This window comes from Nostoc sp. C057 (assembly GCF_013393925.1).
Lineage (GTDB): Bacteria > Cyanobacteriota > Cyanobacteriia > Cyanobacteriales > Nostocaceae > Nostoc > Nostoc muscorum_A.
The window spans coordinates 22,579-46,679 of record NZ_CP040288.1; the positions used below are offsets into that span (position 1 = coordinate 22,579).

A 24,101-nucleotide genomic window follows, 5' to 3' on the forward strand; every position below is an offset into this window, starting at 1 on the left:
CTCGTCGCTGGTAAGGAAATCACTGCTGACGACCAACATCTATTAAATATGTCGGCGATCGCTGTTGACCAATTATTCCTTGATGGTACAAGCCCCTAAATTCATTTATGGATAGATAAATTTTAAACAATACAGGGTTCAAGCCCCCGGATTTATTCGTGGGCATTAATTGCGAATTGCGAATTGTGCTGACTGCGCTGCTCACATCAAAAATTTTGGGTTTCACTGTTCCCTCTGACCCCAAACCGATTTGGCTGTTGGGGTTGTTAGACCAATAGGTAGGGGTTAAAGTTAACTTACCGCTTGCAGGGGACAAGGGGTCAACAAGTTAAATTGTTTTCTTTATCTAAGAAAGAATAAGACAATACTTGCGTTGGTTGGTTGTGGTGGAGATGGAGGAAGTTGCCGCGACTGAACTGCGATCCAAGGAAGCGACTGTGCCTGATGTTTACGATTGCGTCTTCTTCCATTCGTCTAATGTTAAGCAAGTTTTCCCAGTGGGTATTAATCCTGTGGTTGCTGACACACCAAAATTTTTCAGCGCATAATTTTCTACTTCTGCGTCCTTGAAGGCAAGTTCTACTACTGTTTGTTTTTCCTGCTTTGACAGAGCTTCAATCTTCACGTTTGCTGCGGTAGGAACAGCATTCGTTTTATCTCTGGTGAAATTTTTTACATTATAAAATTGCTCTTGTCCTGGCTTACCTGAGTTCAAGCATCCTTTAGACTTGACAAACAATCCTGTAGCCCAATAGCTATTAACAAAGTGTTGCTTATTAGCAAACTGCACCCCATTAGCTGCCCAGACGTAAACGGGATCAACATATCCTTTAGTTTTGGGAATTTTAGTTTCGCTACATCTTACTCCATCCCGAAGACGACTTCTATAATCTCCGCATACCTTCCAAGTTATTCTATATAAGTTAGGTGTCTCTTCTACATATTGCCTTATTTGCTCCTGTACTTCCTTATCTTTTTGGCTTTGCTCATCAGTTGCCGCCGCATAAGCCGGTTTTAAGTCATTCTCTGCCTGAGCAACCAAGTCTGTTTCAGACTGGCAAGCTCCTAAGTATAGTCCTACACCTATTGAAACAAGTGCTGCAAATATTTTTCTTTTATTCATAAATACTCCAACAAATGATTATGAAAATTAATTTCCAATTTCCTTGCTTGACCAAATATCTACTTCTAACGAATGCTGAAGTGAAGTACAAGCTGCAAGTATTATACATATTTGTTCTATACATGCAATCAAGTTTTAACAGTTTTTAGTTATGATGCAAAACATGGTGAGGTATCGAAGGTAAAGTTAAACTCAAGTCGCAAGTGACTCTTTCGCTGTCGCAAGTAAGTTTTGTAACGGGGATTTAGAAAGAGCCACAAAACTTGCGGCTTGATAGAAGCCGGGGACTTAAACTGAACCGTTTGAAAGTTCTTCACTTGCGAAAAAGCGACTTGCGACTTTGTTCAATTTATGGAGAGCAGGGATACTTAAACAAGTCGGAAGTCGGAAGTCGCAAGTCGGAAGTACAGTTTTGTAACGGGGATTTTAATTAGGCTCTTAACTTAAACCCCCAAACTTTATTAAAGCTAATTTTGACGTTTTACATCATAAAAATAGTCAATAGTCAATCCCCCATATTTGGCACTTACTGAAGATGTTGCACAAAGATTTATACTAATTAATGATTAAGGATGTGAGTATATCAAGCACAAAGACTGATAATACAAGAAAGAGATTTTTATCTACGTAGATTATTGCTGTTAGAAATGTTTATACAGTACTACAGTTCTGTTTTTTTCAGTACCAGAGTTTGTGGATTTTGGGGTTGACTTATTCAAGAATGTGCCTATCCCTCAAGAGATCGTTCAGGAGAACGAAAGCAGATGCGTACTGACTACGAATATCTAGAAAGTTTTTCCGCTTCGGCAACAGCAACCCTCTCACCTTCTCCAAAGAATGAGAGGGCGACAAAAAGCACACTTACACTCATGGGTGTGACTGGTGTGTTGATGATAGCAGAGATGTCCATCCACAATATATTGATGGGTGGATTTATGATTGCGTCTGCCATCGTCATTGCCTTGCCGAAACAGTCACAAGCATTATTTACTAACTTCGATAAAGTACAACGAAAGTATGGAGTTAATCTCTATGCTGTGTTGTTTGCGCTGTTAGCAGTAATTTGCCTAATTGATTTTGCGGCGGCTCCAGCTAATGCTCAGTTCTTCAATAATGCTCAAACTTGGATGACCACCACTTTTGGTAATGCCGGCAATGGACAAACAGCAGCAGTTATCGCGCTTTTTTTCAATGTATTGAGAGCTTTATTCCTATTATATGTTGGGATCAGTTTAGTTCGGATTATTCAATCTGCCCGAAATGATGAAGACTGGCAGACACTAGCAAGAACTCCATTAATCATAGTTATGGCAGTTTTTGTTGGAGATTTAATTACTGCTTTGATTGTTCAGTAAAAAAACTTTATGAGTTATCCGTTATTGATAAATACGCATTTGGATTAATAGCTGATAACGAAGGCAGGAGGCAGGAGGCAGGAGGCAGAGGGCAGAAGGAAGGTTTGCCTCAGTTGGAGATTCAGCGCAAAGTGCGGTCTTGGGGTCTCCCCAAGAGGAGCAACTTTGTAAGAGAGACCCCTCTTGATTTGGAGCCACCAAAAACTCTAGTTTTGTACGGGTCTTAAACCCTTGCTCATTCTAATCGTGCAGACAGCTCGGACAATCAGAGAAGGAATAAATTCCTTCTGCCTCCTGCCTCCTGCCCTCTGCCTTTCTTTGATAACTCTTGATTAAATCAATAATTATGTCAAAAAAACATGATTTTCGGACAGTAAATCGGATTTTAGGAGAAAGACCAAGACTAGGGCCATTCCCTGCCGACCAAATATTTCCCTGGACATTAATAGCAGTAGTAAATGTATTTATCTTTAATTATCTACTGAAAACAAGTTGGTTAGGTACTAGCTTAAGTATTGCTTGGGGATGGGCAACATGGTGGACAATTTCTACAAATAAAGACTTTTTCGGTAAGTTCGTCAGCGTACCTCGGATTAGTAGGGGATATATGAGATTTCAATCAATACAACAGAAACAGAAGTCGGAAGTCGTCAGAAAAATAAGTTCTAAATTCTAAGTTCTAGTGAAATTTCAGTGATTGGTAAAGTTATGCCAAATTCTTCTAAGAAAGTTAAAGATAAATTAGGTAAAGTAGCATTAGAAACCGAGCAGATTAGTGTTGTGAAAATGCTCACTCCCTTTGAAGATATTATCCATTTAGGGGGTAGGGCAAACGCATCTAAATATTAAAGGTCGATAATCAAGGTTGAATTCCCCAACACTACACCACACAGGGCTTTCAGAGAATTAGGTAGAAAATACAATAAGAATGATAATCGTTGTAGGGAGGTAAGTTCGTGGCAGCCGTCGGCTGCCAAGCAATACGGGTTCGTTTTTGTAGTAAATTCGATAGTGCCTTAAACAAGAAGAACCAGATTACAGTTGAATGAAGCTTAAACCCAAAATTACGATTGCTGACCACTTTAGTGTAATAGAAGATCCACGCATAGATCGTACTAAACGACACAAGTTAATCGATATCATGACCATTGCCGTATGCGCGGTGATTTGTGGGGCAGATGGATGGGTGGGAATCGAAACTTATGGTTGTGCGAAGTATGAGTGGTTAAAAACATTTTTAGAACTTCCGAATGGCATTCCTTCACACGATACTTTTGCACGAGTATTCGCACAAATAAATCCTCAACAATTTCAGTCATGTTTTGTAGATTGGATGAAATCAATACATCAGATAACTTCAGGAGAAGTAATTGCAATTGATGGTAAAACATTACGTGGTTCTTATGATGAAAGTAATGAGCAAAGCGCGATCCAAATAGTGAGTGCATGGGCAACCACAAATAGACTAGTGCTAGGACAAGTGAAGGTAGATGAAAAATCGAATGAAATTACAGCAATTCCAGAGTTGTTAAAAGTATTAGATTTATCTGGATGTATTGTGACAATCGATGCAATGGGTTGCCAAAAAGAAATTGTGAAGTTAATTACGCAGTCAAATGCAGATTATGTAATTACGTTAAAAAAGAATCAAGGAAATCTTCATGATGAGGTTGAAAAACTCTTCCATTTAGGGATAAGTACAGGTTTTGAGGGGATTGAACATAGCACATATAAAACAGATGAAATAGGGCATGGTCGTCGTGAAATTCGCCAGTATGTGATGTTATCTCAAATTCAGTCTCGGCTTAATCCAGATTCAGTTTGGTCAAACTTTAATAGTGTTGGAATGGTAGAATCCGTTCGTTCCTTAAATGGTGAAACAACGGTTGCAACCCATTATTTTATCAGTAGCCTTGAGTCAAATGCTAAACAGTTTGGTAATTCTATTCGCAGTCATTGGGGAATTGAGAATTCATTACATTGGATATTGGATGTCGCCTTGAAGGAAGATGACTGTCGGATTAGGAAAGATAATGCTCCACAAAATTTTGCACTTCTCAGACATATTGCAGTCAATCTTTTAGGTAAAGAGAAACGTGTCAAACGGGGAATAAAAAATAAACAGTTTCTCGCTGGGTTGGATAACAATTATTTAGAAAGAGTTTTAGCATTAGCATAAACTAATATATCAGAAATTGAATTTAAACCTTTAGGGAAAATCTCACTTTTTCTCTAGATAAACATACTTTTAGAAATTCAAATATTGAGTTGTTTTAGTATCAATAAATAATCATTCAGCCTCAGATAAGCTAATTCATGGTTATCAGAAATACTTCATTTGTTCTATTTATCATTCCATCAATTTTTACAATTATCTATGTCATTTTGAACTCTCTCTTAGTTTTTATTAGTAAATAAGGTGCGTTTCCCCTACCCGGAGGAGTGATGCATAATGGCGTAGTTGACTACGCTAGAAATAGTAAATACGCTATTATTTTGTGGTCATCTGACTCTGTAGACTATTCCCGTCCTGCTGTTTCCAAATTAATCAGCAATGCATTCGGAGAGGCAAAACCTGGTGGAATTGTATTGATGCATGATGGTGGTGGTAATCGTTCTAGGACTGTACAGGCTTTACCAGAAATTATTGCCAATTTTCGCAATCAGGGCTATCGCTTTGTCACCATCCCTGAACTCTTACAAATTCAAGATAAAAACCAAAAATTCATCGTAAATAAAAAATAAAGTAACCTTGCTTCTTTATTCAAATTGTATAATTACTTCTTATCTTGGTAGTAATTCAAGCAAAATTAGAGCTTTAATCAAGTTATTATATAGCCGAGCCGCCCTAGTTAGTTTTTCTCAGGTCGGTTTCGTAGAGGTGCAGTTCGTCCATCATAAAACTGCCTTGGGAGATTGCTCAGTTCTATCCATACGACTTCAAAAATTAAGCTCTTTCTCAAGCATTTTTGATGTTTTTTTATCTTGATTACCAACTATTAGCTTAATTTTACCTAGTAGTCTGACCATTAGTCGCTCATAAGCGACCGCACAGTGACTTGTAATTCCTTTAAGTTGATTGTTCGTTACCAACTTCGTGGAAAGCCACCAATGCCTCTTCTAAGTGGTTAAAAAACCGATTAGCTCCGATTAAATCTGTCAGCCCGTCCCGCTCGAACTGGACTTTTACCTCCGGCGACAGACCGGACACGACAAAAGTTACGTTCTGAAGGGATAATTCCTTGACGACATCCCGAATCGTTTGCGATGCAGAGTAGTCGATTTCAGTAATTGCTCTGGACTCCAGAATAAACCACCGCACGGGTGATTCCGCATTTTTCACGAGATTTTGCACCTCCTCTGAAAAGAAGCTGGCGTTAGCATAAAACAAGTCTCTACTAAACCGATAAACGATCAGACCAGATGCTGATACACTGCCGATACGCACAGGAATCGGCTGCCATAATCTCTGAGCATCGGGAATAATGATGGCTGAATGCGGTCGGTAACTATGACGCACATGCAAAATCAGCGACAAAATAATTGCTAAAACAATGCCCTCTTTAACACCGATAAAAACAACTGTAGCAGTAGTAACGAGCGCAAGATAAAACTCCTCACGATGGGTCGAAAATATTGCCCGCATCCCCTGAATGTCAATCAATTTTAATCCAATCAAAAATACAATTGCTGCTAAAACCGCATTCGGCAAATAGCTAATTGGTTGAGTGAAGAAGAGGATGACTATTAACACCACTGCTACTGTAGTCAGTTGAGCTACTTGGCTTTGTCCTCCTGCTGTGTCAACAATTTCAGTTTTGGTCGGGCTACCATTCACCACAAAGGTTCCACTCACCCCCGCCGCCAGATTCGCCAGAGCTAGACCCTCAAGGTCAATATTTTCTTTAAAATCCTCGTTGTATCGGAAGGCTTAAGCGCGTGAGGTCGCTGCACTTTGGGCAATAATGACGATACAGCACGATAGGGCAATGCCAAATAATTGCCCAATTTCATTCAGAGCAACAGTTGGCAATCCAAAGGATGGCAGTCCGCTAGGGATAGATCCAACTACCATAACACCATGACTGGCAAAGTTAAACAGCCAACTGGCAAGAATTGCTACTATTACAGCCAGCAACGCACCTGGAAATTTTGGAAGCAATCTGTCGCATAGTTTAATGGTAATCAAGACCGCTAGAGAAATAGCGATCGCTAATGGGTTAGCATGGGGCAGACCTTCAAAGGTATTAATGATTTGCTGGATTGGATTATTCCCCCCGCCTTTTAAATCCAACAATCCACCTAATTGACCGATCGCTACTTGAATTCCTACCCCAGTCAAGAAACCTACCAACACGGTACGCGACAGAAAATCCGCTAAGAAACCCAGTCTAAACAGGCGTGCTAACAGTAAAAGTCCAGCTACTAAAATGGCGACTAATCCTGAATCCGCTAAATATTGGGAACTCCCCAACGCTGCCAAGCCTGATAGCCCAGCCGCCAGGATTGCAGCTGTTGCAGAGTCGGCTGCGACCACTAAATGGCGAGAAGATCCAAAGAGCGCAAACGCCAAGGCTGGAAGAATAAGTGTATAAAGACCTGTGGCAATGGGCGTTCCGGCAATCTTTGTGTATCCCATGACTTCAGGAATGCCCAGTGCTGCTAGCACAATACCCGCAACGATATCATTCCCAATGGTGGCTCCGGTCATTGGTAAAATTCCCTGAAACAGGCGAAATCGCTTTTTAGTTGGATACTGGGCTGTATTTGCGTTCAATTTCTTCATTATTTCGGATTCAAATCCTTGTCCAAAATTATTCTTCGATTGCCTTGATCTGCCCTGCTGCAACTGCATCAGCTAGTGCTTTGTAATCATCCTCGGTCTGATCGGCGTAAGCTACTGCAAAATTAGCGATCGCCCGCTCAAAGGTGTCACTTTGACCGAGATAACCACTAATAGCAAATCGATTCCCCGAACGAGCATGACTGTGCGCCAGCGCCCAACCACATAAATGGGAGTAGCCCCTCAAATCCGTCTCCGACATTCCTTCAATCTCGACGGAAGTTTTCATATCTCTGAGTTGCCGCAGGTAGAAGTCATGACCACTATCGCCTTTTGTCCAGCCCAGGAAGATATCGCTGGCTTCTTGCATCAAATGCTGCCCCGCTACAATCCTTTGGGCGTGGTTCTCGTAAGTGCTTTTCCCAGCATAGGGTTCTAGAACTGAAGCACGAGCTTCCTTAATTTGTAGGAATAAAGGATCGTTATCTCCTGTCACCAAAAGCGCAACACCACAACGGGTGCCGATACTACCAACCCCTACCACCTTCATTGCTACATCAACAATCTGATATTGGTCTAGTAAAATACGGGAATCCTCACGTAGTGTTTTCCGATATTTCTGAAAAACAGATAACATCTCTGATGCAAGGCGATCTCCAGGTGACGGATGGAATAATAAAGGAGGATTGTCAATAAAACGGCGCTGTCCTTTCACCGTTTCAGTTAATTTGTGCAGATCCAAGACAGGCTTGAATGCCCTTGCTTTTTTCACTTCACTTTTGACAATATTTAGTTCTTTAGTGTGAGTAGTAAAGGTGAGTAGCGATTCCACCCCAATATGGGCATACCATACCTCCAGAGCAGTCATTTGGGCGTACTCATTTATATGTTCTCGGTAGGACTGCACAGATGCCATCGCTGCTGCCCGACTGATTTTGTCTCTTAGTTTGAGGTATCTACCTGCCACCACAATACTTGCAGCTAAACGCTTAACATCCCATTCCCAAGGGGCCCAAAGGGTTTCGTCGAAGTCATTGACATCAAAGACGAGATTTCTCTCTGGTGTACCGTATCCACCAAAGTTGGACAAATGGCTGTCTCCACAAGTCTGTACTTTGATTCCAGTCTTGGGAGTTTCGCTCAGATCGGCTGCCATGATATTCGCTGCCCCCCTCAGAAATGCAAAAGGAGATTTCAGCATTCGTCCATAGCGAATCGGCACTAAGGGATTTGCAAGAAAATAAGATACCAATTAAACGGGGAAAATTGTGATATCCCATTTAGGTAGAGTTTCGGAAGGTTGCCAGAAGGTTTGGTAGTGTTCTAACTCTTGTGAGAGAACCTTGATTCCTTTTTCATAGGTTGCTTCAACACGGTGAACAATGGGTGCAATCCCTTTCCAAGTCATATTGGAAGACCACTTGATGGCAACTTCAATCGAATCCAGAATTGCGCCATTCCAATAGTTCTCTAGGGCTGCCCAACACCTCTCTATGGGATTGTACTTGCTATGGTACGGAGGATAGTAAATCAGTCGGATTCTTAAATTAATTGCTTGAGACAGTTCAACCATACGTTTGATAAACTGTGTGCGGTTACTGCGAGTTGCTGCACCACCATCAAGGTCAATCACCCATTCATCATAATCTTGGTAATCGTGTTGATTCTCATACCACCAAGCAGTTAAACAATCGACAATAAAATCACTGGTTTCAGCCGACTGACCTAAGTAAATCGTAAGCTTTTCACTGTGTGTGTTGAGAATGCCAAAAGGAACTAAGACTGCCTCCCACTGTGTATCGTGGTCATCCGCAGCTTTTGCTTCCAGTGTCCGAGCTTTACCACCTCTGGAAAGATTGCCAATCTTCACCTTGGCTTTAGTATCGATAGAGACTCGCAACGATTTGGGATTCTCATCCGATGCCTGATTTTCCTGAAACACATTGTCGAAAATGGCATCTGTTTGCGGAATCTTTTTCAAGGGCTTTGTTTTTTGTGTTTTTTTAGGCGATACCCCAAGCTATTAAGAATCTTCCCCAGAGTTTGACGAGACGGCAATTGACTGTGGTCATAACCTATTTCACTGATTAATGCTTCTCGTACCGCTCTGGCACTGATACGAGCATATAGAAAGGTCGATTGAAATTTTGGATCTGCTTGGGCTTGAGCATCTACCAAAGAACAAATATCTGCTTCTAAATTGGGCAGAATCTCAACACTATTATGTCGTCCCCTTGCATGATAGTTATCCACACAGACTATCCCTGTCCGCCGTTCATGCAAGCCAAGTTGTACACAGGAGCGATTCCATCCTAAAACTGTTTCTGCAATGCGTGCTGAACTATCGAAGTAATCTTCAGTAACTTTTGCCATGAAGTCTCTTTTACAGCTGCCAGTTAGTTTCTTGGCTGCATCTTTGAAGGTAGATTTTATGGTGTCGGTAAGCATGAACCCTGTGATTCCAATTCTAGAAATTCAGAGCAAACGCGGGCAGATCCGCGCCTCCTATTCTTCTAGAATGACTGGTATTTTATTTTCTTGCAAGCCCCTAATTCCAGCAATCTTCCTTGGTTGGATTCCTCCAGCAGCGCAACACAGTCAGGACGATTGGGGGCAGGTTTCCACTCTTCATGGCTAGATCGCGGCACTCGATCCCGTAGGGCTTTTCCCATCGCGCTACCTTCAGCACGAGAGAGCCACTGTGAAGATAAGTTCTGATTTTGCATTTAGGCTTGACCCATCAGTGAGAGGTTAAAGCTATTTAGCTCTTGTCAATAAGTAATAGTAATTGATTGATATTATCTAGAATATTGGGTTCGTCAACAAAATTTTTAAGTTAGCGATACCGAACTAACAGCCTGTCTCCACTGGGGTTTAGACTAGATTTTCAACTGCTATATAGCGGGAGAAGGTGCATTGCTCCTCCCCCTCCCGGATTTCTCACAAGCAGTAAAAATCAATTTACATAACCTGATATGGGGCATTTTTTTGATACATCATCAATGCAAAATTTAGTCGCGGAGATAAATTAAGTATAAAACCGCAGTTATAAAGCTAAAATAGTTACTATATTTTTACTGGTAATAAAATCAAAATGCTCTGTTCATAAAATTAAGCATTTTAAAACAACACTTGAATCAATCCAAGCCCAAAATATCATTAATTAGAAATAAGTAAAAGGCAATTTAACTTCAAATTAAGCGGTATTAGGAAGCATTTTTAAGCGTCTATGAGCAGTAGCAAAGATATGTTTGTATGGGCAATAATTAGTAATCGCAATTAAAATGCGGCGTGTACTTACAGTAATCAAAGCTCCTAACTTCAATAATTTGGTACGAATAGTCCCAACAGTAGCATTTTGTAATTCGGTTTTAGCTAAACATCTTTGACGCAAAGCATTCATCAAAACGTAAGCTATAGAAGAGAACCATAAACGTAATTGATTTCCCGCAAATGTATGGGTGCTTGTTCTATCACTAAAAAGTTCTAACTGTTGTTCTTTAAAACGATTTTCCATCTCCCCTCGCTGACAATATTTTTGTTTATATAGTTGACTAGGAGGTACTTTATTCGTAGCCAGAGAAGTTACAACAAAACGAATTTTGGCTGCCTTTGCTCCATATTCAACCTTACAAACAACACGACGACTGCGACTCCAAGATTCACGAGTCTGATAGTCTAATGACTTATACCAAATTGAGTTATCAATTAAGTCAGAAGCAAGCCCTGGAAGCTGTTCATCTGGTTTAAATACGGTTTCTAAAAATGAAACTACTGTTGATAATTTCTGTTCAAATTCAATCCTGGCTCTATCTTTAGTCTTCATAGCCATTTGAATTAAACGACTATTTTGTGCTAACCCAAATACATAATCGACTCTTGTTTGAGACTCACACCAGTCCATTATATTTTCTCGTGAATATGCACTATCTCCTCGTACTAGAATTTCAACATTCTGCCATTTTTGACGTATTTGTTTAATTACTCTCTGTATTTCTGATAATGCCCCAAATGCTGGATCTACATTTGAGGGTCTTAATTTAGCTGCCAATAAATGTTTTCCACAAAAAATATAAAGTGGGGCATAGCAGTATCCTCCGTAATAAGTATTGAAGAAAACTTGCTCCTGATTGCCGTGTACGAGGTCATCAGTTACGTCCAAGTCTAAAATAATTTGTTGTGGCTCTTTCGAGTAAGATTCTAGAAATAATTTGACAAATAAGCCTTCAATTTGCTCTGGAGAATGTCCGATTTTATGGTAACGGCTGTCTGCTCCTTGTTCCACATCTTCAGGACAATGTTCCAGTCGATTTAATGTACTCTTTCCTGCTAAGATTACCGACTGCTCCTCTACTTTTATTCTTTTCCCTAATGCTAGAGCAAACATTGGGTCATGACGTAATTCTTCATGGTCATTCAAGTCTTCGTACCCCATGACCAGCCCGTATATCCGTTGTTTAATTAAGCTCTCTATTGAATGGTCAATTCGATTTGGCTGACGGTAATCTTGGAAACACTGTGCAAATTTTGATGTGATTTGCAGTTTTCTGTCTGTTTCAGCAATTAAGGTTAACCCGGCATCGGATGTTACTTGTCCACCCTGGAAATTAACTACAACTACATGTGATTTTGGCTGTTCAAATTTGAACTGTTTCGCTATACGATCTGTTGAAGCTGGGGTCATGCTTTACAACTGCTGAAATACTTGCTATATATATACATTTTCGCAGTTTTTGACCCCTTTTTTATCTCTTTGTGAGAAATCCGGGCCCCTCTACCCATACACGATTATCATTCTTATCAAGGGGATTTTGAGTATTTTAACTGATTGATAATTTTATCTTAACCTGTCACAGATGTAACTATATCTACTTTCTAGCCTCTTACTCGAATGGCACGCTTGAAAAGCTGAAACCTCCTTGCTGGCAGGTGTGGGGGTGTGGGAGGCAATGCAGCGTTCATTGATGTGCAGTTATTCAAATTCTCCTCTTTCTCCCCACCCTCCCCACACTTCCCGCCCTTTCCCCTCTCCCCACACTTCCCACACTCAAAATCTTGTTATATCAGGGCTTTGCGATTAACAAGCGTGCCATTCCCTCTTACTCTTTTTAGTAATGCATAGCCAAAAGGCGATTGCTCAAAACCCTGAGACAACAAATTACCCAGCTATATCCTTCCCACTCTTGTAAGTCATAGCTCTGGGTTTCCTCTTGCCTATAGGGACTAATGATTTCTTAGGTGCTTGTGGCGGACGACATATTTCACAGTAGAGCGGTCGGACACCAAACGTTTCTCGTTGCGTGGGTTGTTCGCACTGCTTACATACGAAGTTAAAAACACGGGTGTGAATTTCCCGCTTGTGCGCTTTGACAGTGTACTCTCGGACATCGATTGTTTTGCTTGCCATTGCTTATTGCAATTAGTAACTTTTTGGATCTTAGCTTTTGCTAAGAAGATTTCAATGCTCTGGGTAAACATAATCACCCGTTTTGTGAATGGGAATTTTCATGGCTACGCCAAAGCCAGAGTGAGAGTTGCAACGACCAAACCCAACTGCAACGCCTCACTACATTGAAAAATCACAAACATTTGGAGTTAATTATGGATATCCAAGCTACTCTCACCCTCACGATCCAAGCAGTCGTTATCAGCTTTGTTGCGCTGATGGTTTTCGATTTCATGGATAGTTTGTGGGTTGTACCCTTACCTCCATTCGGATGGCAACCACCAGTTATTGAACAGCCCACAGTTTCCGCAACAGCATCACAACCTACTCCAAGGGCGATCGCATTTGAGAAGATTTCCGACCCCTGGACTCTAGAACCACAATCCCCTCACCATTCTGTTCTCACGCCAGCAGTTATAATCCCTTTCCCCAGACTCCGACTACTCCCACCTGCCAAAGTACAACCGATCAAACCCAAGCGGACTAAAGCAAAATCGTCCACGTCTAAGAAATCCGCCTCAACTAGTACTAAGCGCCAGTCCACCAAGCCACGCAAGATAACTGGAAAGTACCAAAAAAATTATAGTTAACCCGTCCTTAGCTCAAACCCGCATTTCTCCAAGCTTGAGGGAAGGGACAGAGGGGCAAAGTGTAAAGAACAAGGCACATTGAACTCTCCTCTGCTCCCACTAGTGAACCGGCACTTGCACAGGCTTTGAGCAAGGCGTGAGAAATCCGGGTCAAACGGCTACGCCAAAGCGAAAGTGATGTATTCATTTGACACTCTCCGACCTAAAGGTACGGAGATTCTACATTCATAGACTCACCGTTAGACAACAGGCTTGCGCCAATTGCCCAAGAGGGCAAATCTCCTGTAGCGTAAGTTCCGGTATGCCCTACCGTACTGAGTCCTAATCTCAAAATGTTGATAGCTGCATTGATGTCTCTATCTTCGGTATATCCGCAATGAGGACAAACATGAGTTCTGTTAGATAGGGATTTTTTCACTTTCTCACCACAGTTAGAACAGTTTTGACTTGTATTATGGGGAGGTACTGCAACAGTCACTTTCCCATATTTATGAGCAAAATATTCTAACCACTGTCGGAAAGTGTACCAACCAGCGTCACTGATAGATTTAGCTAGATGTCGATTCCGTACCAGCCCTTTGACATTCAAATCTTCATAGGCTACCAAATCGTGAGATTGGATGACGGAGTATGCTAGTTTTTTGCAATACTCTTTTCGTTGCCTACTTACTTTTAAATGCTTACGGGCATATCGATTTCTAGCTTTGTGGTAATTGTTAGATTGTGGAAGCTTGGCTTTTCTTCTTTCTGGGCTGAACTTTTGAGATTTTTGACGATTTGCACGGTTTAACTGCTTTTCTGATTTACGGTAGAACTGGGGAGATGATTCTACATTGCCTTTATTATCAGCAATAAAGTATTTTAATCCCAAGTCAATCCCTACTATTTGTAAGGTAGGTTGGCTTTCTACTTTGATCTCAATGTCAATTGCAAATTGGGCGTAATACCCATCGGCACGACGTACTAGACGAACGCGTTTAATTTGCTTGATGTCGTAATAGTTAAGGTCGTAAGTTCCTTTTAATTTCAGAGTTCCAATACCTTTCTTGTCAGAGAAAGTTATGGCTTTTCTCGTTTCTGAAAGCTTCCATCCTGTTGATTTATACTCAACCGAACGGCAGTTTTTCTTAAACGTGGGAAACCCCTTCTTACCTTTAACCTTGCGCTTACAGTTGTCGTAAAACCGAGCTATTGCACTCCAAGAACGTTCCGCAGCAGATTGTCTCGCCATTGAATTGAGTTCTGAGGCAAAGGGAAACTCAACAGCTAGTACCGCACAATATTTATTCAGGTCATACCTACCAATATTTTTATTATCCATCCAGTAGCGTAAGCACTTGTTTTGGATGAATTGGCTGGTACGAATTGCTTCATCGATAGCGCAATACTGCTTTTGTTTTCCCTTAACTTTAAACTCGTAAACAATCATGGCTCGACCAATTAACCACAATCTTATGTTACCAAAAAATACATAAAGCCGTCTTTCAAAGACGGGGTTTTAAACCCAGTTTTCTGATAATAAATATGGTCAGCCTTATAGCCACACAAGGAACTCTATTTGACCTAGAAACAGTTCTGGATTATGGGCAATCAATCCTCAATGTTGCTCAAGAACTCACCAAATCACTGATTGAGCAACGGACTATCTCCAACAGGACAATCCAAGCCCAGATGAATCGCTATTTTCTAGGCACTGCTGCGTCCGGTGCGTGGCAGTGGAAAGACGCTTACGAAGCTGTGGAAGTAGCACAAATATTATATCTGCGTCATCTGGGAATTAAGATTTTATCACAACAACCTCAAGTGGTTGTGCAACAATTAGAAGAATTAACAGCCCTCTGCCCGACGCATACTCGCCGTAGTGAAGAGTCGGTACAGCTTCAGCAATTCTCCACCCCTCTGCCGCTTGCTTATCTGGTAGCCAAAGCAGGATTTATACAAGCTACTGATTTGGTGCTGGAGCCATCAGCCGGGACTGGTTTGTTAGCACAAATGGCTAAACTGCACAGTGCAAGTCTGATGCTCAACGAGCTTGCACCTGATAGGGAGAAGATTCTGCGGCGATTATTCCCTGGCACACCATTATTCTCAGTAAACGCGGAACAGATTAACGACTATCTGCTTGGCAAGACTCAGCCCTCAGTTGTGCTGATGAATCCACCGTTTTCGTCATCCCCGAAAATCAGCAGTCGCAATCCCGACGCAACAAAAAGGCATATCAACTCGGCATTGCAAAGACTGGCTGAAGGTGGACGACTGGTAACAATCACAGCCAATTGGTTCTCTCCCAATAATCCTACTTGGCGAGAGACTTTTGTTAGGTGGCACTCAGAAGCACGAGTTTTAATGTCAGTCGGGGTTAACGGCAAGGTTTACTCAAAACATGGGACAACTATCGACACTCGGATTACAGTGATCGACAAAGTTCCGGCTGACTCCAGCGAAATCCCTTGTATTACTGAAACTTTGGATCTGCCTGAAATACTGGCATTAATTGAGCAGTTGCCACAGAGGTCTTCGTGGGAACGCTCAGATATCAAAGCTGCTGCGGCGAAGGCAAAAGTTGTTCAATTGCCAAAACGTATTATAGTTGCACAACCAGAAACAGTTTTCTCTCTTCCAGACGACGTAGTAGTGCTGGAATATGAGGTTATCGAGTGGACGGCTAGTGAGGGATTGAAAGATACCCTATACGAAACCTATCGCCCACAGCGAATCCGAATAAAGGACGCTTTACCTCATCCCTCACTGCTTTGCGAAAGTGCAGCCCTAGCACTTGTGTTACCACCAGCACCAACTTATAAACCGCATCTTCCTAGCAACATTATCACACAAGTCTTGTTGTCAGAGGCACAGCTTGAGAGCGTCATTTACGCAGGTCAAACGCACTGTGAATTTCTGTCTGGTTCATATTTGGTAGATGATTCGTGGGATAATGTGACTGTAGCGGCAACTGGCGAAGAAAATGCCGTAAAATTTCGTCGTGGCTGGTTCTTAGGCGATGGGACGGGTGCTGGTAAGGGTAGACAATGTGCAGGAATCATCCTCGACAACTGGTGTCAGGAACGAAGAAAAGCAATTTGGGTATCCAAAAGTTCTGCTCTTATTGAGGACGCACGTAGAGATTGGTGTGCGCTGGGTGGTACTGAGCGCGACATCATCGACCTGAGCAACATTAAGCTTGGCGATCCAATACCCTTCACCCAAGGCATTCTGTTCTGCACGTACTCAACTCTACGTTCTCAAAAGAACGGTAAAAGTCGGCTCAAGCAAATTGTTGAATGGGCAGGCAAGGACTTTGAGGGAGCGATCGCCTATGACGAGTGCCACAGTATGGGCAATGCAATGGCTCAAGAGGGTAAACTGGGCATGGTTGCAGCATCCCAGCAAGGTATTGTTGGGCTGCGGTTGCAAAACGCACTGCCATCAGCACGGGTTATCTATGTTTCTGCAACTGGTGCAACTAAAGTCTCAAATCTCTCATACGCCAATCGCCTGGGGCTTTGGCAGACTGGAGATTTCCCTTTCACCTCCCGTGAGGATTTTGTGGAATCCATTGAGGGCGGTGGTATCGCCGCGATGGAGATTGTGGCTAGAGATTTGAAAGCACTCGGTCTGTATTTGGCGCGGAGTCTTTCATTCGAGGGAGTTGAGTACCAGACTCTCGAAATTGAGTTAACGCCGAGGCAGGAACGGAGCCATAACAGCTATTCCGATGCTTTTCAGGTTATTCATAATAATTTAGAGAAAGCGTTAGAAGCTTGCAATATAACTGGCGCAAAAACGTACAATCGTGCTGCTAAGATGTCTGCCAAGTCACAGTTTGAGAGCCATAAACAGAGGTTCTTCAATCATCTGCTGACCGGGATGAAATGCCCTACCCTGATCAAAGCGATTGAGCAGGATTTAGTCCAAGGTCTTGCAGTTGTCATTCAAATAGTTTCGACTAATGAAGAACTTTTGAAACGACGACTTGATGAAGTTCCGGCTTCCGAATGGAAGGATCTCAATCTTGACTTGACCCCACGAGAATATGTGATGGACTACTTGATGAGTGCTTTCCCTGTTCATCTACATTCCATTCATTCTGGCGTTGATGGAGAAGAAAGATCCGAGCCAGTCTTTGAAGCTGATGGCTCTCCAGTTATCTCCCAAGAAGCTGTAGCCTTGAGGGATGCGTTAGTCGATAAGTTAGCAAGCCTTGATCCAATCCCTGGTGCATTAGAACAATTGCTGTGGCACTTCGGTAATAAGCAAGTGGCTGAAGTTACAGGTCGCAGCAAGCGAGTTTTGAAAGATGATTCAGGGCGTTTGTTCGTTGATTCACGGGGTAGTGGGGCGAATATTGCTGAAACTGCTGCATTCATGGCGGACGAAAAACAAATTCTCATCTTCTCTGATGCAGGCGGCACGGGTCGCAGCTATCACGCTGACCTCAACGCTGTGAATAGGAGACGGCGATCGCACTATCTTTTAGAAGCCGGCTGGAGAGCAGACAACGCAATCCAGGGGTTGGGGCGATCGCATCGCACAAACCAAGCATCAGCACCCGTGTTCAGACCTGTTACCACTAACGTCATCGGTGAACGCCGCTTTATCTCAACCATTGCCCGAAGGCTGGATAGCTTGGGCGCTCTTACTCGCGGTCAACGGCAGACGGGTAGCAATGGGATATTTGAGGCTAAGGATAATCTTGAATCTCAGTATGCAGAACACGCTTTGTATGAGTTATTTAAGCAAATCTTCCAAGGTCGATTTTATGAAGTGCCTTTAGGAAAGTTCGAGCAAATGACTGGACTTAGCTTAACCTCTCATGAAGGCGGGATGAAAATCGACTTGCCCCCATTGCGTCAATTCCTCAACCGACTACTGGCTCTACGAATTGATATGCAAAACTTGATTTTCGAGAGGTTTGAATTACTCTTGAGCCAGCAGATTGAAGCAGCGATCGCGGCTGGTGTTTACGAGATGGGTGTGGAAACACTTCGAGCAGAACGATTTAATATCGAAAGCTGTGAATCAGTTTATACTCATACTCAAACTGGTAGCGTGACCAACTACTTGAAGATTGAGCGCGTTCAGAAGAACAACATCAGAACAGCTATTGAGATGCTTGAGTTTGCTACTCAGTATCAGGGGAGACTGATTGTTAATACTAAATCTGGTCATGCGGGTGTGTCAATTCCAACTCACAGTCTATTCGACGCTGATGGTGGTGTTGTACCAAGAGTGTTACTCGTCCGTCCCCAAAAAGAAACACGTATACCAGTTAAAGATTTAGAATCTTCCACTTGGAAAGCGGTTTGTGTCGATGCGTTCATTGCTGCTTGGTCGAAAGAGGTAGATGCACTGCCTAAGTTCACAACCGATTACCTGCATTTAGTAACTGGTATTCTCCTACCCATCTGGAAAATACTGCCACAGCACAATAGTCGAGTATTCCGGTTGCAAACCAGCGATGGACAAAAGATTCTCGGTCGGGTGGTGAATGCTCACGACATTCAAACCGTGCGCGAACAACTCGGACTCAGGAACCAGCTGCTTTCTCCAGAAGAACTTGTGAAGCTGGTACTCAACGAGAGATATACACAGCAGTTGCCGGGTGGCGTAACCTTGCGGCGGTCTTTCATTGCTAATGAAGCTCGCATAGAACTGGTTAATGCTATCTCGCTGGCAGAGCGACTGTTAGCTGTGGGTTGCTTCACCGAGATCATCAACTGGCAAAAGCGCGTATTCATTCCGGTTTCAGACAAAGCCCCAGCTATTCTAGCGGCTGTGATTGAAATCTTGGGATAATTTCCAACCTCAAAGACCTAGACATTTAATCTGGGTCTTTTTTACTTTCAAAAAATTAATAATCACCTTGGCAAGCGCTCCGCGAGAAATTGATGAAATTTTTGTGGAGAAAGCAATCATGGCTAAGAAAGACTTTGCAGCCGCCCAAGCCGTTGAGTTGTACATCGGCAACTATCGGTTTGATGCCATTAGGATTGTTGAGACGAAAGAATACCGGATGTCTCAAAATCACATACTTGAGACAATAGGTATAAATAAAAACTGGTTGACCAGGTTACAGTTTAGCCTACCCCGTGTCTACAAAACCCTTATAGAGCATGGGTTAAATCAGGTTACACTTTCTGCGGAATATACGGTTAAAACGACAGTAACACGTGCTATAACCTGGTCACTAAGAGATGCCAGAATAATTTGGCGTTACTTTGACACAAAAGGAAATGCACAAGCTCGAAGGTTAATTGATGCCTTATCTGAAGACTCACTTACTAGCAGATTCGATCAAGTCTGGGGTGAACGACGTACAGTCGAACAGCGACGCATCGATGATTGCCGCATCCTTGATACCCCGCGTCCTTGGACAAAACTTTTTGAAACTGAGTTTGAGGAGAATCTAGCACGGATAAGCAAGCTGCATAAAAAGCATATACAAAATGGCAAATACTATTGGGAGTTTATCTATAACTGGATGACTCCAGAAGAAAAAGCCAAGCTCGATATCGTTAATCCAATTTTGCCTAACGGGAGGAGAAAGCACAAAATACATCAAATGCTGTCGAAAGAAACAAAGGAAAGGTTATCTCCCCACGTGATATCAGTCCTGGTTCTGATGAAGTCGGCTAACTCGGTGGCAGAACTGAGGCGGCTGGTGCAGAGGCAGTACGGAATAGATCAGCCTAATCTGTTTGATGGTTGGAATGTGGAATAGTTAGTGTGAATTTGCGGTAAGCTGAGAATACCTTACCGCAACCAAATTGCACGATGATGTGATTCAAGCATCTGTATCCGGCTATGTTCAGAAGACATCTATCGCTCCTTCTGCTCTGTTGGTAACTTTAGCTACCAACCATCTAATGTCTAGCAATAGCTCAACCTACCTCACTATTTTTAGTTAGGAGTAAGTGTTAATTCTTCACGCTTGTTATAGTTAACCTTATATTACAAAACCAAATGTAGTTAATCAAGCTTTCATCGTAGCATGGTTAAAAATAGTGTTAATAAAAAGCCAGATAAAACAATTAAAAAGCGGCATCGATTTTTTCTCAATCCTTATAGTGATTGTGCGTTCACTAAATGCCCCAAATGCGATACTAAAACTAAGTTACGTAAGTTCCCTTTGGTAATCCACATTGAACCTAAACAGCTATTTTTACTAAATAAACAGTGTAAATATTGCCCAAGCTGCGACTTAATTATTGCTAAAAAACAGGAAATTGAACCATTGATGGCTGCTACTTTTGTCCAAACAAATCCTCAAATTGTAGGTAATAACTATGTAGTCATGGGAACAGTTGATAAAAAAGATTGGAAGGAAGGCGACAAAAATTTGCTTTCCCCATCAGAAATGATCGGACGCATATACGTCTTCAAAGATGTTTGCAATTTTGAAGTCATTCCGGCAGGTTGGTATCCTAACGAAGAAAAATAACTCCTGAATTCTGTTTCTGCTGTCAAAAATTTTTTCTACAACCAGATCATACCTTTGGTCGCTGATTTGATTGGTAAGACACAATCTTGGCATAACTCAATAGTTGTGTTCTCCCTGAACCAGAGCTACAATTTGCCGTATTAAGGGTAAATATTTAAAATTACAATTTACACTCGTGAGCAAAACTATTGTCATTGCGTTATTTAACCAATCAGGAGGCGTTGCTAAGACTACTCTTACCCAAAACCTGGGTTATCATTTAGCTTCTAATCAAAACCATGTCCTACTTGTAGATATGGACCCACAGGCAAGCCTAACGAATTTTATGGGAGTAGACCCAGAAAGTCTAAAAAAAACACTCTATAATGCCATTATTGATGAAGAACCGCTATTTATCTATCCAGAAAGTATTCATGGGATGAAGTTGGCTCCCACAAATATTACCCTTAGTGCAGCTGAACTTCTCTTACCTACTGCTGATGCAAGAGAATATCGTCTCAAAGAAGCTCTAGCACCTATTAAAGATGAATACGACTTTATCTTAATTGACTGCCCGCCTTCTTTGGGCATTCTCAGTATCCTCAGCTTAACTGCGGCGACACATCTAGTTGTGCCTATTCAATGCCAATTTAAATCTTTTCTTGGCACTGACCTTTTACTTGATACTGTTGGGCGAGTTCGTAAAAAACTCAATAAAAACTTAGAAATTGCTGGATTTATCCCTACAATGCTTGATAGCCGTACAGCACAGGAAACTCGTACTGTTAACGCTATACAAGATCAGCTTTCGCAAATAGCAACAATATATCCTGCTATCCCAAAATCAATTGCATTTGCCGATGCTTCGGAACGTCGGATTCCATTGGCTGTGTATGATAAAAATCATGCAGCACTTAAAGTTATGAATAAGATTGTTAAAGATTTAGAAAAACTAAAAGTGTAAAAGTGACTAAAAAAGACGTAGCATATAGTGCAAAGCTTAAACACGCTAATCCTCTTGATTTAATATTTAGCGATGGTGATTCTGAACTAACTACACCTAAAAATCAAGCTACTAGCATCAAACCAGAGCGAATTAGGTTAGACCCAACCCAACCGCGACGCTATTTTGAGCGTAAGAAGTTACAGGAACTCACGCAGTCCATAAAAGTGGTAGGAATACTTGAACCCTTGCTAGTGCGTCCTTTAGGAAATGGGGACTATGAACTTATTGCAGGGGAACGCCGCCTTATCGCAGCAGGAATGGCTGATTTAGAAGAAGTACCTGTTGTCATCAAGGAAATGGATGATGCTACCGTAAAACAAGTTAGATTAATTGAAAACTTACAGCGTGAAGATTTAAATGCATACGAAGAAACTATCGGGATTTTAGAATTACTTGTTTTACGGTTGAAGATGTCGCAGGATGAGGTCGTAAGCCTGCTCAATCGTATGGAGAAAGCTAATCGAAAAAAGGCGGATAACGTTATCCGCTCAGATGAGGTTGCAATAGTTGAGGGTGTATTTCTGGCGTTTGGCAAACTGTCCCCTGAATCATTCCGAACAAATCGCTTGCCTCTATTAAACCTGCCTGATGAAATTCAGCAAGCTTTATCTCAAGGTCAAATTGAATATACAAAAGCCAGAGCGATTGCAAAACTCAAAATTGACGAAGATCGGAAACAATTACTTAGTCAAGCAATAGATAATAATTTATCACTAGTTGAAATTCAACAATTAGTACGGAATATTCAGATTAAAGAGGAAGGTAATGAGAATCCCCCATTACTTAAATATCAATATAAAGAATTAAGTAAACAACTGGCTTCATCTAAAGTTTGGGATAATCCGAAGAAAAAGAAAGCTTTGGAGAAATTGCTCAATCAAATAAAAATTATTTTAGAAGAACAAGAGGAGAGTACTGAAAATTAAATAAGTTTGATTTCTTTTTGTTTATCGGAAAAGGTATATGCATGAAAACTGAAAAGCTTGTCAGTTAAGAGCTTTAGTTCAATAACTGCTATACCACAGTAGACAATATCTGATACTATCCCTTCAGGGTGGCCAACGAAGATACGTTATTTCAGTGTTCCCTCTTCAATCTTCCGCTCAGATTTTGGGCTTTTTGAAGGTTGAAATAACTAATTCTCATTCTAAATTTCACCACTTTGAAAGGGCTATATCTGATACTTATAATTTGACTAAGTGCGGGAGAAGTGCTTTCAAAAACAGCAATTCCTTCTCCTTGGACATAAAAAGTTTTTAACTAGCCAAATAATCTTTGATTTTGTCTTGCTCACGTCGTAAAGCTTTGATACCCTGCCCATAAGCAGAGCGTACCTTGGAATGACTGAGATTAAGTCTTTGTGCAACCTGTTTTGCAGTCAACTTGTTTTCGCCCGACAACCCAAACTGTAACATTAAGACTTGGCGTTGATTTGGTTTCAAGGTAGCTAATAAATCCTGTGAATCTTACCGGAGGCATTCTAGAACAACATACTCTTGTGCGGAGATTCTTTCGTCGGGTAATATCTCTTGCAATTGGTTTTCTTGTCCCTCTCCAATTCCTAACTCCAAAGAAACTAACAGACGAAATGCGTTTAGGCATTCGAGAACTTTTTTAGGTAATACGTCAAAATAATTCGTAATTTTTACAACCCCTTCGGGGCGGGGAGTAGGGAATTGGGACTAGGAAATATATTAGTCCGGAAAAAGGTTTAAAGCCTCGCCCGACCTTAAGCGATAAAATCCTTGTATCGCAGTATTGGTTTAAACCCCGCTCCTTGTGGGCCGCTTAGTTTCCCCACTCCCGACTCCCTTTCATCCCAAGACTGTTCACGCAGCATTCCGTAGGAAAGTCGCCTGCTCTGAAAAAAGGAATTATGTTTTTTATCTCCATCAATGAATTGAGTTACTCCGTCCATTAATTACGAATTACGAATTACTTAGTCATGGGGGAGGCGAACAGTGTGGAATTGTTCTGTAACTGCTCTGGTAATTGCTTGCCGAATCCACGCCTTTTGCATAGGTAGAAAATTCATAACCGCGATTCGGATCAAACTTCTCTACCACATGAAAGTAAACCTATTGCTCCCTCTTGAATCAGATCCAAAAATTCTAGATTACTCCAACGATACTTTTTAGCGACTGCAACCATTATTCGGAGGTTAGCAGTAATCATTAAATGTTTTGCCGATTGGTCTTGTTCAAAGATTTGGGTTAATTCTGCTTCTGTTTTATTTACTTCGCTAGAGAGTTCAGACCCATTCGGAGAAGGCTTTAGCCGTTGCACAAAAAGATTGTTTTGCTGCTCAAGAGCCAGCATAGACCTTACTTCTTTTGCGTAGAAAATCTCAAGAAGCAATAGCCTCTCGAAGCAACCGA

At 41.7% G+C, this 24,101-nt stretch carries 22 protein-coding genes and 3 pseudogenes; 11 read left to right on the plus strand and 14 right to left on the minus strand.

Going from position 1 to position 24,101, the window contains the following annotated elements; genetic code table 11:
* Positions 1–19: 19 nt before the first annotated feature.
* Both FD724_RS34675 and FD724_RS34680 read right to left on the minus strand, forming a co-directional pair.
* Positions 20–226, minus strand: coding sequence for a hypothetical protein (locus FD724_RS34675; protein ID WP_179076231.1), 207 nt, complete (start codon positions 224–226; stop codon positions 20–22).
* Positions 227–448: 222 nt separating this feature from the next.
* The gene (locus tag FD724_RS34680; RefSeq protein ID WP_179076232.1) at positions 449–1,123 is read right to left on the minus strand and encodes a hypothetical protein; all 675 of its coding nucleotides are present in this window, start codon (positions 1,121–1,123) and stop codon (positions 449–451) included.
* 764 nt (positions 1,124–1,887) lie between these two features.
* Between FD724_RS34680 and FD724_RS34685 the strand changes: the two genes are divergently transcribed.
* The 5 genes and pseudogenes from FD724_RS34685 to FD724_RS34705 all read left to right on the plus strand — a co-directional run.
* Positions 1,888–2,478 carry a hypothetical protein gene (locus FD724_RS34685; protein WP_179076233.1) on the plus strand — a complete coding sequence of 197 codons (591 nt, stop codon included), beginning with the start codon at positions 1,888–1,890 and terminating at the stop codon, positions 2,476–2,478.
* A gap of 346 nt (positions 2,479–2,824) precedes the next feature.
* Positions 2,825–3,154 (plus strand): hypothetical protein, encoded by a 330-nt coding sequence (locus FD724_RS34690; protein ID WP_179076234.1) that lies wholly within the window; start codon positions 2,825–2,827, stop codon positions 3,152–3,154.
* A 32-nt stretch (positions 3,155–3,186) separates the two neighbouring features.
* Positions 3,187–3,327, plus strand: coding sequence for a hypothetical protein (locus FD724_RS34695; RefSeq protein ID WP_179076235.1), 141 nt, complete (start codon positions 3,187–3,189; stop codon positions 3,325–3,327).
* Positions 3,328–3,523: 196 nt separating this feature from the next.
* Positions 3,524–4,657, plus strand: a complete 1,134-nt coding sequence (locus tag FD724_RS34700) for an ISAs1 family transposase (RefSeq protein ID WP_179076236.1) — start codon at positions 3,524–3,526, stop codon at positions 4,655–4,657.
* Between the two features lie 245 nt (positions 4,658–4,902).
* Positions 4,903–5,223 (plus strand): annotated as a pseudogene (locus FD724_RS34705) (polysaccharide deacetylase family protein); the annotation flags it as partial.
* Positions 5,224–5,548: 325 nt separating this feature from the next.
* Here the strand turns inward: FD724_RS34705 and FD724_RS41315 are convergent.
* From FD724_RS41315 to FD724_RS34735, 7 genes and pseudogenes are all read right to left on the minus strand, one after another.
* The gene (locus tag FD724_RS41315; RefSeq protein ID WP_256874718.1) at positions 5,549–5,998 is read right to left on the minus strand and encodes an STAS domain-containing protein; all 450 of its coding nucleotides are present in this window, start codon (positions 5,996–5,998) and stop codon (positions 5,549–5,551) included.
* Between the two features lie 84 nt (positions 5,999–6,082).
* Positions 6,083–7,333, minus strand: a pseudogene (locus FD724_RS41320) (SulP family inorganic anion transporter); the annotation flags it as partial.
* On the minus strand, positions 7,293–8,483 hold the full coding sequence (locus FD724_RS34715) for a DUF2252 domain-containing protein (protein ID WP_256874693.1): 1,191 nt from the start codon (positions 8,481–8,483) through the stop codon (positions 7,293–7,295). The gene FD724_RS34715 and the pseudogene FD724_RS41320, both read right to left, overlap by 41 nt.
* 30 nt (positions 8,484–8,513) lie before the next feature.
* Positions 8,514–9,709: pseudogene (locus tag FD724_RS42215) on the minus strand (ISAzo13 family transposase).
* A 65-nt stretch (positions 9,710–9,774) separates the two neighbouring features.
* Positions 9,775–9,987 carry a hypothetical protein gene (locus FD724_RS34725; RefSeq protein WP_179076238.1) on the minus strand — a complete coding sequence of 71 codons (213 nt, stop codon included), beginning with the start codon at positions 9,985–9,987 and terminating at the stop codon, positions 9,775–9,777.
* 470 nt (positions 9,988–10,457) lie between these two features.
* Positions 10,458–11,945 (minus strand): IS1380 family transposase, encoded by a 1,488-nt coding sequence (locus FD724_RS34730; RefSeq protein WP_179076239.1) that lies wholly within the window; start codon positions 11,943–11,945, stop codon positions 10,458–10,460.
* Between the two features lie 474 nt (positions 11,946–12,419).
* The gene (locus FD724_RS34735) at positions 12,420–12,668 is read right to left on the minus strand and encodes a hypothetical protein (RefSeq protein ID WP_179076240.1); all 249 of its coding nucleotides are present in this window, start codon (positions 12,666–12,668) and stop codon (positions 12,420–12,422) included.
* A 194-nt stretch (positions 12,669–12,862) separates the two neighbouring features.
* On the opposite strand from FD724_RS34735, the gene FD724_RS34740 reads away from it, so the two are divergent.
* A complete protein-coding gene (locus FD724_RS34740) occupies positions 12,863–13,297 on the plus strand; it encodes a hypothetical protein (RefSeq protein WP_179076241.1) in 435 nt (144 codons plus the stop codon).
* 7 nt (positions 13,298–13,304) lie between these two features.
* Here the strand turns inward: FD724_RS34740 and FD724_RS34745 are convergent, their stop codons facing one another.
* Together FD724_RS34745 and FD724_RS34750 are read right to left on the minus strand one after the other, a co-directional pair.
* Entirely contained in the window at positions 13,305–13,484 is a 180-nt protein-coding gene (locus FD724_RS34745) for a hypothetical protein (RefSeq protein ID WP_179076242.1), read from the minus strand.
* 15 nt (positions 13,485–13,499) lie between these two features.
* Complete coding sequence (locus FD724_RS34750) at positions 13,500–14,726, minus strand: RNA-guided endonuclease TnpB family protein (protein ID WP_179076243.1); 1,227 nt, start codon at positions 14,724–14,726, stop codon at positions 13,500–13,502.
* A 95-nt stretch (positions 14,727–14,821) separates the two neighbouring features.
* Here FD724_RS34750 and FD724_RS34755 point away from each other — a divergent pair, with 95 nt between their 5' ends.
* The 5 genes from FD724_RS34755 to FD724_RS34775 all read left to right on the plus strand — a co-directional run bounded on the left by FD724_RS34755 (position 14,822) and on the right by FD724_RS34775 (position 22,649).
* Positions 14,822–19,093, plus strand: coding sequence for a strawberry notch family protein (locus FD724_RS34755; RefSeq protein ID WP_179076244.1), 4,272 nt, complete (start codon positions 14,822–14,824; stop codon positions 19,091–19,093).
* A gap of 118 nt (positions 19,094–19,211) precedes the next feature.
* Positions 19,212–20,018 (plus strand): P63C domain-containing protein, encoded by an 807-nt coding sequence (locus tag FD724_RS34760; RefSeq protein WP_179076245.1) that lies wholly within the window; start codon positions 19,212–19,214, stop codon positions 20,016–20,018.
* A gap of 270 nt (positions 20,019–20,288) precedes the next feature.
* Positions 20,289–20,738 (plus strand): hypothetical protein, encoded by a 450-nt coding sequence (locus FD724_RS34765; RefSeq protein WP_179076246.1) that lies wholly within the window; start codon positions 20,289–20,291, stop codon positions 20,736–20,738.
* A 175-nt stretch (positions 20,739–20,913) separates the two neighbouring features.
* Positions 20,914–21,681: a ParA family protein gene (locus tag FD724_RS34770; RefSeq protein WP_179076247.1), complete on the plus strand. Its 768-nt coding sequence runs from the start codon at positions 20,914–20,916 to the stop codon at positions 21,679–21,681.
* A 2-nt stretch (positions 21,682–21,683) separates the two neighbouring features.
* Positions 21,684–22,649, plus strand: a complete 966-nt coding sequence (locus FD724_RS34775; RefSeq protein ID WP_179076248.1) for a ParB/RepB/Spo0J family partition protein — start codon at positions 21,684–21,686, stop codon at positions 22,647–22,649.
* Positions 22,650–22,979: 330 nt separating this feature from the next.
* Here FD724_RS34775 and FD724_RS34780 read toward each other — a convergent pair whose 3' ends face one another.
* The 3 genes from FD724_RS34780 to FD724_RS34790 all read right to left on the minus strand — a co-directional run bounded on the left by FD724_RS34780 (position 22,980) and on the right by FD724_RS34790 (position 24,042).
* Positions 22,980–23,165 (minus strand): sigma factor-like helix-turn-helix DNA-binding protein, encoded by a 186-nt coding sequence (locus FD724_RS34780; RefSeq protein ID WP_179076249.1) that lies wholly within the window; start codon positions 23,163–23,165, stop codon positions 22,980–22,982.
* Between the two features lie 24 nt (positions 23,166–23,189).
* Positions 23,190–23,366 (minus strand): sigma-70 domain-containing protein, encoded by a 177-nt coding sequence (locus FD724_RS42220; protein WP_179076451.1) that lies wholly within the window; start codon positions 23,364–23,366, stop codon positions 23,190–23,192.
* A gap of 406 nt (positions 23,367–23,772) precedes the next feature.
* Complete coding sequence (locus FD724_RS34790; protein WP_179076250.1) at positions 23,773–24,042, minus strand: hypothetical protein; 270 nt, start codon at positions 24,040–24,042, stop codon at positions 23,773–23,775.
* Positions 24,043–24,101: the final 59 nt, after the last annotated feature.